A 12,893-nucleotide genomic window follows, 5' to 3' on the forward strand; every position below is an offset into this window, starting at 1 on the left:
CTCAGAGCCGGCGGCGTCGAGCGGTGACGCGCCGGTCGTACTCCTCGCGGGCCTTGACCGCCGACGGACGGGTCGCCGTCTCGGCCACGGGCACATCCCACCACGCCTGCGCGGGGGGCGCGCCCGACACTGTGTCTGCCGTTTCGGTCTCCACGTAGACACATGTGGGACCGTCGGCCGCCCGTGCGTCCGCGAGGGCTTCCCGCAGATCACGGACCGTTTTCGCACGCAGCACCGTCATGCCGAGGCTGGCCGCGTTGGCCGCGAGGTCGAGGGGCAGCGGGGCGCCCGTGTACGTACCGTCGGCGGCCGGGTAGCGGTAACCGGTGCCGAACCCCTCGCCGCCCACGGCGGCCGAGAGCCCGCCGATCGACGCGTACCCGTGGTTCTGCAGCAGGACGACCTTGATCGGGATGTTCTCCTGCACGGCGGTGACGATCTCGGTCGGCATCATCAGATACGTCCCGTCGCCGACCAGCGCCCACACGGGCCGCCCCGGCGCGGCGAGCGCGACGCCGATCGCGGCGGGGATCTCGTAGCCCATGCAGGAGTAGCCGTACTCGACGTGGTACTGGTCCCTGGACCGGGCCCGCCACAGTTTGTGCAGGTCACCGGGGAGGGAGCCGGCCGCGTTGATCAGGATGTCGTCCTCGGTGACGAGGGCGTCGAGTGCGCCGAGCACCTGGGCCTGGGTCGGGTGCTGGAGGTCGTCGTCGGGCATGAAGCAGGCTTCGACGCGGTACTCCCAGCGCTCCTTGTCGTCCGTGTACTCCATGACGTAGGCGGGCTCGACGCGGCGGCCGCGCAGGGCGTGGGTGAGGGCTTCGAGGCCCGTGCGGGCGTCCGCGACGAGGGGCAGGCCCGCCTGTTTGTGGCTGTCGAAGGGCGCGATGTTGAGGTTGAGGAAGCGCACGCCGCCGTCGCCGAAGAGAGTGCCGGAGGCGGTCGTGAAGTCGGTGTAGCGGGTGCCGACGCCGATGACGAGGTCGGCGGTGCGGGCGAGTTCGTTCGCGGTCGCGGTGCCGGTGTGGCCGATGCCGCCCACGTCGGCCGGGTGGTCCCAGCGCAGGGAGCCCTTGCCGGCCTGGGTGGAGGCGACGGGGATGCCGGTCGCGCCCGCGAACTCCCGCAGCGCGTCCTCGGCCCGGCTGTGGTGGACGCCGCCGCCCGCGACGAGCAGCGGCCTGCGCGCGCCGCGCACCGCGTCCACGGCGGCGGCCAGCTCGTGCGGGTCCGGCGCCGGGCGCCGCACCCCCCACACCCGCTCCGCGAAGAACTCCTCCGGCCAGTCGTACGCCTCCGCCTGCACGTCCTGCGGCAGCGCGAGCGTGACCGCGCCCGTGTCGACCGGGTCGGTCAGGACACGCATCGCGGCCAGGGCGGCCGGGATCAAGGCCTCGGGCCGCGTGATCCGGTCGAAGTAGCGGGAGACGGGGCGCAGGCAGTCGTTGACGGACACGTCGCCCGCGTACGGGACTTCGAGCTGCTGGAGCACGGGGTCGGCGGGCCGGGCGGCGAACGTGTCGCCGGGGAGCAGCAGGACCGGCAGATGGTTGATGGTGGCGAGGGCGGCGCCCGTGACGAGGTTGGTGGCGCCGGGGCCGATGGACGTGGTCACGGCCTGGGCGGACATCCGGCCGCGCTGCCGGGCGAAGCCGACGGCGGCGTGCACCATCGCCTGTTCGTTGCGGCCCTGGTGGTAGGGCATGTCGTCCGCGTACTCCAGGAGCGCCTGGCCGATCCCGGCGACGTTGCCGTGGCCGAAGATGCCCCAGGTCGCGTCGATCAGGCGGTGCCGGACGCCGTCGCGCTCGGTGTACTGGCGGGTCAGGAACCGTACGAGGGCCTGCGCCGTGGTGAGCCGCGTCATCGGTATCCCTCCGTCAGGTGGTCGGGGTGGAAGGAGATCCGCCACTCCCGCTCCTCACCGGGTCCGGCCATCACGTTCAGGTAGTACATGGTGTGCCCCGGCTGCGCGATCGACGGGCCGTGCCAGCCGTCGGGAACGAGGACGGCGTCGCCCGTACGGACCTCGGCGAGCACGTCGGTACCGCCAGGGCGGGACGGCGAGACGCGCTGGTACCCGTACCCGCCGGGTCCCTCGATCTCGAAGTAGTAGATCTCCTCCAGCTCGGACTCGACGCCGGGCCGGTGCTCGTCGTGCTTGTGGGGCGGGTACGAGGACCAGTTGCCGCCCGGAGTGATCACTTCCACGGCGATGAGCTGGTCGCATTCGAAGGCGTCGGCGGACGCGAAGTTGCGGACCTCGCGGGCGCTCGTGCCGGAGCCGCGCCGCTCGACCTGTACCTCCGGCGCGGGGCCGTAGCGGGCGGGGAGCTGACGCTCGCACTTCGCTCCTGCCAGGGCGAAGCGGCCTCCCGCGCCGGAGGCGATCTGCGCTTGGGCGTCACGGGGTACGTACGCGAAGTCCCCGACCCCGCCGAACACGCTCTCCCGGCCCAGCAGTTCGATGATCCGGCCTTGCGTCCTGACCTGGCAACCACCTGACAGGGGCAGCACGATCCATTCACTCCCACCGGTGTCGAAGCGGTGGGTCTGTCCGGGTTCCAGTTCGAGCACGCGCAGCGCCGAGCGGGACCAGCCGGCCCGCTCCGGGTCGACGGACAGGGCGTAGGGCCCGTCGGCGGCGGTGCCGCGTGGCAGGTGGGGCCCGTACGAAGGATTCGGCATCTGGGGCACATTCGGCGTGATCGGCGTCTTCCTCACCGTTCTCAGTCCTACCGCAGTGCCACGGCGGTGTCGACCGTCCCGCGCCCCGCCGTCACCCCACCGCACCCGCCTTGAGCGCGTCCTCGACCTCGGCGGGGTACGGCATCGCCGACGAGCACTCCAGGCGGGAGGCGACGATGGCGCCCGCCGCGTTCGCGTACCGCATGACGTGCTCCAGGTCCCAGCCGGCGAGCAGGCCGTGGCAGAGGGCGCCGCCGAACGCGTCGCCCGCGCCGAGCCCGTTGAGGACGGCGACCGGCAGCGGCGGGACCTCCGCGTACGCGCCGTCGGCGGTCATGGCGAGGACGCCCTTCGGTCCCTGTTTGACGACGGCGAGCCGTACCCCGGCGGCGAGCAACGCCCGTGCCGCCAACGCCGGTTCGCGCTCGCCGGTGGCGATCTCGACCTCGTCGACGTTGCCGACGGCGACGGTGGCGTGGCGCAGGGCGCGTGCGTAATGGGGCCTGGCCTCGCCCGGGTCCCTCCAGAACATGGGCCGCCAGTCGAGGTCGAAGACGGTGATGCCGGACTTCGCGCGGTGCTCCAGGGCGGCGAGGGTGGCCGAGCGGCTGGGCTCCTCGCTGAGGCCGGTGCCGGTCATCCAGAACACCCGGGTGGCCCTGAGGGCGTCGAGGTCGAGTTCGCGGGTGTGGATCTCCAGGTCGGGGGCTTTCGGGCGGCGGTAGAAGTAGAGGGGGAAGTCGTCGGGCGGGAAGACCTCGCAGAACGTGACGGGTGTCGGCAGGCCCGGTACGGGCGTGACCCAGCGGCCGTCGACGCCGAACTCCCGCAACTGGCGGTGCAGATACTCCCCGAACGGGTCGTCCCCGGTGCGGGTCACCGTCGCCGTGCGCCGCCCGAGCCGGGCCGCCGCCACCGCGACGTTCGACGACGAGCCGCCCAGGAACTTCCCGAACGTGTCCACGTCCGCGAGCGGCACGCCCGTCCGCAACGGGTACAGGTCCACGCCGATCCGGCCCATCGTGATGACGTCGTACGGGTCGCCGGGGCCGGGCCGCGTGACGTCGTGCGGGTCGCCGGGCCTTGCCTCCATGCGGGTTCCCTTCGGCGGGGCACGCGCCCCTTCGGCGGTCTCAGGCTCAGGTCTAACCCCGGTGCGGAACCCTGTCAACATTTTGTCCTGACATTCGGACGACGTACGGGCGGCCGTATTGACACCCGTCCGAGGCGCCCCCAAGGCTGGACGCATGACGACGTCGGCGCCCCGTATCCGTATCGGCTCGGCCCCCGACTCCTGGGGCGTGTGGTTCCCCGACGACCCTCGCCAGGTCCCCTGGCGGCGCTTCCTCGACGAGGTCAGCGAGGCGGGTTACGAGTGGATCGAGCTCGGCCCGTACGGCTATCTGCCGACGGACCCGGACGTGCTCACGAGGGAGACGGAGCGGCGCGGCCTGAAGGTGTCGGCGGGCACGGTCTTCACGGGCCTGCACCGGGGCCCGGGTGTGTGGGACGCGACGTGGGAGCATGTCTCCGCGATCGCCGAGCTGACGCGGGCGACCGGCGCGGGGCATCTCGTCGTGATCCCCGCGTTCTGGCGCGACGACAAGAGCGGCGAGGTCATCGAGGACTCGTCGCTCACGGCGGCGCAGTGGCGCGATCTGACGGCTCAGACGGAGCGGCTCGCGCGCGAGGTGCGGGAGCGGTACGGGCTGCGGACGGTCGTCCACCCGCACGCCGACACCCACATCGACACTGAGGAGAACGTCGCCCGCTTCCTCGACTCCACCGACCAGGACCTGGTCTCCCTGTGCCTGGACACGGGGCATTACGCGTACTGCGGCGGCGACAGCGTCAAGCTCATCGAGACGTACGGGGAGCGCATCGGCTATCTGCATCTCAAGCAGGTCGACCCGGCGGTGCTGGCAGGTGTGCGGGCGGGCGGGGTCCCGTTCGGGCCGGCCGTGGCGCGGGGCGTGATGTGTGAACCCCCGGCCGGGGAACCGGCGTTGGAGCCGGTGCTCGCCGCGGCGGGCCGTCTCGGCGTGGACCTGTTCGCGATCGTGGAGCAGGACATGTATCCGTGCGAGCCGGACCGTCCGCTGCCGGTGGCCCGCCGGACGAGGGACTATTTGAGGACATGCGGGATGTAGATCAGATTGAGGGTGAACCTGGGTTGACCTAGGCGGAATGCATCACTCACGTCACAAACACCCCACTCCTGTCACACATGTCACGTATACGCGGGTCTTGCGTCACACCCCGTCGACAGCCCCTGCCCTCGGACCGTGGCCGGCCGTTGTCCGGGGACAGGCTGACTGTTCGCCAGCGTTCGCGCCGCAGCTCCCCCGCCGGCCCCCCGCGCCGCCGCTGCGGCACCCGCACCAAGGAGCCACAGATGACCGACCGAAGGCTCTGGTCGTACAAGGACATCGCCGCGCACATCCGCGTCCAGCCGGACACGGTGCGCTCGTACCGCAAGCACGGTCTCCTGCCCCCGCCCGACCACGTGGAGGCCGGAAAGCCGTACTGGTACGCGGACACAGTCCGCGCCTGGGTAGCCTCCCGCCCCCGCAACCGCGGCCTCAGAGAGTGACCACCCGCCATCCCTGACCACCGCAGCCCCCGTGCACATTTGCCTGTGTACGGGGGCTGCGGCGATATTTCGATTGCCGCGCGCCGCCCGCCCTCCCGACAATCCCCGGATGACTCCCGAACCCCTGACCCCCGGCTTCGCCGCCAAACCCGTGCTGACCGGCGAGAAGACCGTCCTGCGGCCGTTCACCGCCGCGGACGCGGACACGATGGCCGAGATCATCGAGGACCCGGAGGTCCTCCGCTTCACCGGGGAATCCCCGAACGACCTCACGCCCGGTTTCCTGCGTTCTTGGTACGGCTCGCGCTCCGCGCAGACCGACCGTCTCGACCTCGCGGTGACGGACCGCGCCACCGGCCAACTCGTCGGCGAGGTCGTCCTGTACGAGTGGGATCCGGCCGACCGCGCCTGCACCTTCCGCACCCTCCTCGGCCCGGCGGGCCGGAACAGGGGAATCGGCACGGAGGCGGTCCGCCTCGTCGTCGGCCACGGCTTCGACCACATCGGCCTGCACCGCATCGCCCTGGACGTGTTCGGCCACAACCACCGGGCCCACCACGTCTACGAGAAGGTGGGCTTCACGGAGGAGGGCCGGACCGGGGGTCCGTACGACGAGATACGGATGTCGGTCCTGGCCCCTGACTGGGCGAAGCACCGAGGGCGCCCCTGACCGAACCTATGAGGAGCCGCACCCCCGCCCCTCACCCCCAAGGCTCAATCACCGTCACCCCGGCCCCCGGAGCCCGGCCCATCTCCTCCAGCGCCGCTGGTGCCGCGTCCAGCGTGATGGTCCGTGTCACCAGAAGGTCCGGCCGCAGGACGCCCGCGCCCACCATCTCCAGCATCGCCGGGTACGCGTGTGCCGCCATGCCGTGGCTGCCCAGGAGTTCGAGTTCGAGGCCGATCACGCGGGCCATCGGCACGACCGGGTCCTCGGGCAGCAGGCCCACCTGCACATGGCGGCCCCGCCTGCGCAGGCCGCCCACCGACGCGGCGCACGTGGCCGGTGAGCCGAGCGCGTCCAGCGACAGATGCGCTCCGCCGCCGGTCAACTCCCGTACCGCTTCCGGCACATCGCTCACCGCAGATGCGTCCAGGCAGTGCGCGGCGCCGAACTCGCGGGCCAGCGCGAGCGCTTCGGGCGAGACGTCGACCGCGACGACCCTGGCCCCGCACGCCGCCGCGATCATCACGGCGGACAGGCCGACGCCGCCGCACCCGTGCACGACGACCCACTCCCCCGCCGCCACCCTGCCCTGCGCCACGACGGCCCGGAACGCCGTGGCGAACCGGCACCCGAGCCCGGCCGCCGTCGCGTAGGACAGGGCGTCGGGGACGGCGACCAGGTTCACGTCGGCGTGGTCCAGGGCGACGTACTCGGCGAAGGACCCCCAGTGCGTGAACCCGGGCTGCGTCTGGCGCTCGCACACCTGCTGGTCGCCGGCCGCGCAGGAGGCGCAGGTTCCGCAGGCGCACACGAAGGGGACGGTGACCCGGTCGCCGGGCCGCCAGCCGGTGACCAGGTCGCCGGCCGACTCGACGACACCCGCGAGTTCGTGCCCGGGGACGTGCGGCAGCCGGATGTCGGAGTCGTGGCCCATCCAGCCATGCCAGTCACTGCGGCACAGCCCCGTCGCCTCGACCCGCACCACGACACCGTGCGGCGCGGCCACCGGATCGGGCACCTCCCGCACCTCGGCGCGCTCCCCGAACCTCTCGAACACCACAGCCCGCATCGCCACTCATCCCTCACTGCCGTACGTCCGCCGGTCGACGGCCACTGTCTCGAACGTAGGCCCGGAGCCGGGCCACCACGACTCCGCCCCGCCCCCGCACGCGCGGCCCCGGGCTGCGACATCCCACGCATCTCAATACACTCCGAACAAATCTCCCCCACTCAGAGGGAATTGCCGTGACGCACGCACAGCCGCCCGGCACGCCCCGGGCCCGCATCCCCGGCCCCCAGCAGCCCCCGTCCTCGTCCCCGCGGATCCCGGCCGGCCTGTGGCGGCGCTGGCTGTGGGGCGGGCTCGCCCTGTGGGCGCTCACCGCGGCCGTCACGTACGCGACCCGGAACACGACCCTGCTGCCGACGCTGATCCTGCTCGGCAGCTTCCTCGTCCCGGCCGCGTTCGCGCTGTGGGCGTACGAGCGCCACGGGCGCGACCTCGGCGTGAGCCTGATCCTCGGCTGCTTCGTGGTGGGCGGCGTCCTCGGGGTGCTCGGCGCCTCGCTCATGGAGTACTACCTGCTGCACCCAGACCTGCTGATGTTCGTCGGGGTCGGCCTGATCGAGGAGGCCGTCAAGCTCGCGGCCCTGATGTACGTACTGCACAAGCAGCCACGGGTGCGCGGGCTGCGGGCGGGGCTCGTGCTCGGCGCGTCCGTGGGGTTCGGCTTCGCGGCCTTCGAGAGCGCGGGCTACGCGTTCGACGCGGCCGTCGGGATGCGGGGCATCGACCTGCGCTCGCTCCTGGAGACGGAGGTGGTGCGCGGCCTGCTCGCACCGTTCGGGCACGGCCTGTGGACGGCGATCTCCGGGGCCGCGCTGCTGGCTTTCCGCAGGCCGGACGGGCGATACCGCTTCGCGGCGCCGGTGCTGTCCAGCTATTTCGGCGTCTCCCTGCTGCACGCCCTGTGGGACTCAACGCACGGCATCGCGCTCTGGATCGTCGCCCGGCTCACCACCGCCGACGTGCCGCTCGCGCTCTTCACGCAGGGCTACCTCCCGGAGCCGACCGGCGCCCAGAAGCACCTCTTCACGCTCTTCTCGGTGGGCGGGCTCGCGCTCGTCTCGCTCGCGGGGATCGCCTGGGTCCGCTCCCTCGCCCGCTGGTCCCGGCCGCCTTGGAGAAATACCCCCTAGGGGTATACCCTCGTGAGAGTCAGGAGGTCCTGGGGGAAATCCCGGAGCCTCACGCGCACGGTACGCCGCGCGCCCGCGCACAGCGCGACGCCTCGCGGCCCTCGACCAGGAGAACGACATGAGCGCCCACACCGAGCTCCCCCAGATCGACGCCGAGCCGACCGGTTCCTGCTGCTCGCCCGGCGGTTCGTGCCACTCGGACGCCGCCCCGGCCACCGCGGGCGCCGTCACGGCCGTCTACCAGGTGACCGGGATGACCTGCGGTCACTGCGAGGGCGCCGTGTCGAGCGAGATCTCCGAGATCGCCGGCGTCACGTCGGTGACGGCCGTCGCCGCGACCGGCGAGGTCACCGTCGTGTCCGAGGCCCCGCTCGACGAGGAGGCCGTCCGCGCCGCCGTCGACGAGGCCGGCTACGAGCTCGTCACCAAGGCCTGACCCCCCGGATGCGCCGGGCCACCCCGTGAACGGCCCGGCGCCCGTGGCCGTACGCTCGGCATCAACCCGTACGTACCTGGAAAGCACCGACGATGACCACGCCCACCGGCACCACGACCGGGCCCGATCCCGATGGCTCCGAAGGCCCTGGAGGCTTCGACGGCTCCGAGGTGGAGCTCGCCATCGGCGGGATGACCTGCGCCTCCTGCTCCTCCCGCATCGAGAAGAAGCTCAACCGGCTCGACGGCGTGACGGCGACGGTCAATCTCGCGACCGAGAAGGCCAAGGTGGCGTACGCCCCCGGCGTCGAGGTCACCGACCTGCTCGCCACGGTACGGAAGCTGGGGTACACGGCGGAGCCGGTCGTACGGGAGCCGGTGGCGGCGGAACCGGTGGCCGTACGGGAGTCGTCAGCCGCACCGGAGGCCGAGGCCACCCCCGTAGACACCCCTACGGGAGCACCCGCACCCGGCGACGTCGCCGACCCCACCGCCCCCCTCCGTCAGCGCCTCACCGTCTCCGCTCTGCTCTCCCTCCCCGTCGTCCTGCTCGCGATGGTGCCCGCCCTGCAGTTCGACAACTGGCAGTGGCTCTCGCTCACCCTCGCCTCGCCGGTCGTCGTCTGGGGCGGGCTCCCGTTCCACCGGGCTGCCTGGACCAACGCGCGGCACGGCGCGGCCACCATGGACACGCTCGTCTCCGTCGGGACGCTCGCGGCGTACGGCTGGTCGCTGTGGGCGCTGTTCTTCGGTGACGCCGGGACGCCCGGGATGCGGCACGGGTTCACGTTCTCCGTCGACCGCGCCGCCGCCTCCTCCACGATCTACCTGGAGGTCGCCGCCGGGGTCGTCACCCTGATCCTGCTCGGCCGGTACCTGGAGGCCCGCTCCAAGCGGCGCGCCGGCACCGCGCTGCGCGCCCTCCTGGAACTCGGCGCCAAGGACGTGTGCGTCCTGGACGCCTCCGGCGCGGAAGTACGCGTACCGGTCGGGCGGCTGAAGCCCGGTGACCGTTTCGTCGTACGGCCCGGCGAGAAGATCGCGACCGACGGAACCGTCGTCGAGGGCACATCCGCGATCGACGCGGCGCTGCTCACCGGCGAGTCCGTGCCCGTGGACGTCACCGTCGGCGACGCCGTCACCGGGGCGACCGTGAACGCGGGCGGGCGGCTCGTCGTCGAGGCGACCCGCGTCGGCGCCGACACCCAGCTCGCCCGCATGGCACGCCTCGTCGAGGACGCGCAGACCGGCAAGGCCGACGTACAGCGCCTCGCCGACCGGATCGCCGGGATCTTCGTGCCGGTCGTGTTCGTCATCGCGCTCGGCACGTTCGCCGGCCATCTGCTCGCGGGCGGCACCGCGACCACGGCGTTCGCCTCGGCCGTCGCCGTACTGATCATCGCCTGCCCCTGCTCGCTCGGCCTCGCGACGCCGACCGCGCTCATGGTCGGCACCGGCCGCGGCGCCCAGCTCGGCATCCTGGTCAAGGGCCCCGAGGTCCTGGAGAGCACGCGCCGCGTCGACACCGTCGTCCTCGACAAGACGGGCACGGTCACGACGGGCCGGATGACGCTGCAGGACGTGTACGCGGGCGAGGACGTCGAGGAGAAGACGCTGCTGCGCCTCGCGGGAGCGGTGGAGCACGCGTCCGAGCACCCCGTGGGCCGCGCCGTCGCGGAGGGCGCCGCCGACCGGGCCGGGACATTGCCGGGCGTGGAGCGCTTCGAGGGGGTCGCGGGGCTCGGCGTCCGCGGCACCGTCGACGGACACGACGTACTGGTCGGCCGGGAGCGGCTCCTCACCGAGCACGGGGTCGCCCTGACGCCCGCCCTGGCCGGGGCCAAGGCCGCCGCCGAGGCGGAGGGCCGCACGGCCGTCGCGGTCGCGTGGGACGGGGTGGCACGCGGTGTCATCACCGTCGCCGACGCGGTCCGCCCGACGAGCGCCCAGGCCGTCGAGGAGCTGCGCGCCCTGGGCCTCACGCCGGTGCTCCTGACCGGCGACAACCGCACCGTCGCCGAGGCCGTGGCGCGGGCCGTGGGCATCCCGGCGGAGGCCGTGTACGCGGAGGTCCTGCCGCAGGACAAGGTCGACGTCGTACGGCGACTGCGGGCCGAGGGCCGTACCGTCGCGATGGTCGGCGACGGGGTCAACGACGCGGCGGCGCTCGCCACCGCCGACCTGGGGCTCGCGATGGGGACGGGCACGGACGCCGCGATCGAGGCGAGCGATCTGACGCTGGTGCGCGGGGACCTGCGGGTCGCTGCGGACGCCATCCGGCTCTCCCGGCGGACCCTCACCACGATCAAGGGCAATCTGTTCTGGGCGTTCGGCTACAACGTGGCCGCGCTGCCGCTGGCCGCCGCCGGGTTCCTGAACCCGATGATCGCGGGGGCGGCGATGGCGTTCTCGTCCGTCTTCGTCGTGACGAACAGTCTCCGGCTGCGGAGCTTTTCCTAGGCCTACCTGGGAGGGCTTTTCCTAGCCCTTACCTGGGAGGACTTCACATCCGGCCCGGGTCTGGCTCATCATCGAAGAGTCTTCACATTCGCCTCACACCACAGACGCAGTATTCTCACGACCAAGACCTCGTCGGCGCCACGCCGACAAATGGGGTCTCTTGCATGTGCTCAGGACATAGGCAAGAGACGCAGATCACAGTGATGTGAACGTAACCATTGGGGGTCTTCGCGAGTCTATGTGGGCGATGCGGGAACGTCTTGGGGGGCGTTTCTGTGTTGACCGGGTCCGTCTTGGGGGACGGACCCGACAGCGTTGGCCGGGACACGTGCCACGGAGAGCTTGAGCGGCCCTTCCGTATGTGCGCGTCCCGGCAGATGCACCCGGACGCCCGGACGGATCCCGTGGGGGGAATCCGCACCGGGACACAGGAAAGCGCCCCGACTGCCGGCCCGTGGGGGGACCGGCGGCGGGGCGCTTTCCGCTTCTTGCCGTCTCCGGGGCTCAGCGAGCCTCGACCGGGACGAAGTCGCGCAGGACCTCGCCGGTGTAGATCTGGCGCGGGCGGCCGATGCGGGAGCCCGGCTCCTTGATCATCTCGTGCCACTGGGCGATCCAGCCCGGCAGGCGGCCGAGGGCGAAGAGGACCGTGAACATCTCGGTCGGGAAGCCCATGGCCCGGTAGATCAGACCCGTGTAGAAGTCGACGTTCGGGTAGAGGTTGCGCGAGACGAAGTAGTCGTCGGAGAGCGCGTGCTCCTCCAGCTTGAGCGCGATGTCGAGCAGCTCGTCGGACTTGCCGAGGGCCGAGAGGACATCGTGCGCCGCCGCCTTGATGATCTTGGCGCGCGGGTCGAAGGACTTGTACACCCGGTGGCCGAAGCCCATCAGGCGGACGCCGTCCTCCTTGTTCTTCACCTTGTTGATGAAGGCGTCGACGTCGCCGCCGTTGGCCTGGATGCCCTCGAGCATCTCCAGGACGGACTGGTTGGCGCCGCCGTGCAGCGGGCCCCACAGGGCGGAGATGCCGGCGGAGATCGAGGCGAACATGTTCGCCTGCGACGAGCCGACCAGACGCACGGTGGACGTCGAACAGTTCTGCTCGTGGTCCGCGTGCAGGATCAGCAGCTTGTCGAGCGCGGAGACGACGACCGGGTCGAGGTCGTACTCCTGCGCCGGCACGGAGAACGTCATACGCAGGAAGTTCTCGACGTAGCCGAGGTCGTTGCGCGGGTAGACGAACGGGTGGCCGATCGACTTCTTGTACGCGTACGCGGCGATCGTCGGCAGCTTGGCGAGGAGCCGGATCGTCGACAGGTGGCGCTGCTGCTCGTCGAACGGGTTGTGGCTGTCCTGGTAGAACGTCGACAGCGCGCTGACCACGGAGGACAGCATGGCCATCGGGTGGGCGTCGCGCGGGAAGCCGTCGAAGAACCGCTTGACGTCCTCGTGCAGCAGCGTGTGCCCGGTGATCTCGCTCTTGAAGGTGGAGAGCTCGTCGACGGTCGGAAGCTCACCGTTGATGAGCAGGTACGCCACCTCGATGAAGGTGGAGCGCTCGGCCAGCTGCTCGATCGGGTAGCCGCGGTACCGGAGGATGCCCTGCTCACCGTCGAGATAGGTGATCGCGGATTTATAGGCGGCTGTATTGCCGTATCCGCTGTCGAGGGTCACCAGACCGGTCTGGGCCCGGAGCTTCCCGATGTCGAAGCCCTTGTCGCCGACGGTGCTGTCGATCACCGGGTAGGTGTACTCGCCATCGCCGTACCGCAGTACTACAGAGTTGTCGCTCACGTCATCCCTCACGGACGTAGTGCCTCTTCTTCGAGGTGCCCTGACTGTTCTCTA

11 protein-coding genes are annotated in these 12,893 nt (G+C 71.5%); 6 read left to right on the forward strand and 5 right to left on the reverse strand.

The genetic code is table 11. The annotated features are described in order from the left end of the window. Position 1: 1 nt before the first annotated feature. The 3 genes from iolD to iolC form a co-directional block, all read right to left on the reverse strand. The gene (gene iolD, locus ABZ893_RS17500) at positions 2–1,870 is read right to left on the reverse strand and encodes a 3D-(3,5/4)-trihydroxycyclohexane-1,2-dione acylhydrolase (decyclizing) (protein WP_361403848.1); all 1,869 of its coding nucleotides are present in this window, start codon (positions 1,868–1,870) and stop codon (positions 2–4) included. Beyond that, positions 1,867–2,691, reverse strand: coding sequence for a 5-deoxy-glucuronate isomerase (gene iolB / locus ABZ893_RS17505; protein ID WP_361403851.1), 825 nt, complete (start codon positions 2,689–2,691; stop codon positions 1,867–1,869). The genes iolD and iolB overlap by 4 nt, the downstream gene beginning before the upstream one ends. A gap of 91 nt (positions 2,692–2,782) precedes the next feature. Further along, positions 2,783–3,784, reverse strand: coding sequence for a 5-dehydro-2-deoxygluconokinase (gene iolC / locus ABZ893_RS17510; protein ID WP_361403853.1), 1,002 nt, complete (start codon positions 3,782–3,784; stop codon positions 2,783–2,785). Between the two features lie 154 nt (positions 3,785–3,938). On the opposite strand from iolC, the gene ABZ893_RS17515 reads away from it, so the two are divergent. The 3 genes from ABZ893_RS17515 to ABZ893_RS17525 all read left to right on the forward strand — a co-directional run bounded on the left by ABZ893_RS17515 (position 3,939) and on the right by ABZ893_RS17525 (position 5,954). Then, entirely contained in the window at positions 3,939–4,841 is a 903-nt protein-coding gene (locus tag ABZ893_RS17515; RefSeq protein ID WP_361403856.1) for a sugar phosphate isomerase/epimerase, read from the forward strand. A gap of 245 nt (positions 4,842–5,086) precedes the next feature. After that, entirely contained in the window at positions 5,087–5,284 is a 198-nt protein-coding gene (locus ABZ893_RS17520; RefSeq protein WP_361403859.1) for a MerR family transcriptional regulator, read from the forward strand. A 109-nt stretch (positions 5,285–5,393) separates the two neighbouring features. Next, a complete protein-coding gene (locus ABZ893_RS17525; protein WP_361403862.1) occupies positions 5,394–5,954 on the forward strand; it encodes a GNAT family protein in 561 nt (186 codons plus the stop codon). Positions 5,955–5,985: 31 nt separating this feature from the next. On the opposite strand, the gene ABZ893_RS17530 is transcribed toward ABZ893_RS17525, so the two are convergent. Next, a complete protein-coding gene (locus ABZ893_RS17530) occupies positions 5,986–7,020 on the reverse strand; it encodes a zinc-dependent alcohol dehydrogenase family protein (RefSeq protein WP_361403864.1) in 1,035 nt (344 codons plus the stop codon). Between the two features lie 176 nt (positions 7,021–7,196). Between ABZ893_RS17530 and ABZ893_RS17535 the strand changes: the two genes are divergently transcribed. The 3 genes from ABZ893_RS17535 to ABZ893_RS17545 all read left to right on the forward strand — a co-directional run bounded on the left by ABZ893_RS17535 (position 7,197) and on the right by ABZ893_RS17545 (position 11,045). Then, positions 7,197–8,150 carry a PrsW family intramembrane metalloprotease gene (locus tag ABZ893_RS17535; RefSeq protein ID WP_361403867.1) on the forward strand — a complete coding sequence of 318 codons (954 nt, stop codon included), beginning with the start codon at positions 7,197–7,199 and terminating at the stop codon, positions 8,148–8,150. 118 nt (positions 8,151–8,268) lie between these two features. Continuing rightward, complete coding sequence (locus ABZ893_RS17540) at positions 8,269–8,586, forward strand: heavy-metal-associated domain-containing protein (RefSeq protein ID WP_361403870.1); 318 nt, start codon at positions 8,269–8,271, stop codon at positions 8,584–8,586. Positions 8,587–8,678: 92 nt separating this feature from the next. After that, the gene (locus tag ABZ893_RS17545) at positions 8,679–11,045 is read left to right on the forward strand and encodes a heavy metal translocating P-type ATPase (protein ID WP_361403873.1); all 2,367 of its coding nucleotides are present in this window, start codon (positions 8,679–8,681) and stop codon (positions 11,043–11,045) included. Between the two features lie 504 nt (positions 11,046–11,549). Here ABZ893_RS17545 and ABZ893_RS17550 read toward each other — a convergent pair. Next, a complete protein-coding gene (locus ABZ893_RS17550; RefSeq protein ID WP_361403876.1) occupies positions 11,550–12,839 on the reverse strand; it encodes a citrate synthase in 1,290 nt (429 codons plus the stop codon). Positions 12,840–12,893 lie beyond the last annotated feature (54 nt).

It is taken from the genome of Streptomyces sp. NPDC046821 (assembly GCF_040645335.1).
In the GTDB taxonomy this organism is placed as follows: Bacteria; Actinomycetota; Actinomycetes; order Streptomycetales; family Streptomycetaceae; genus Streptomyces.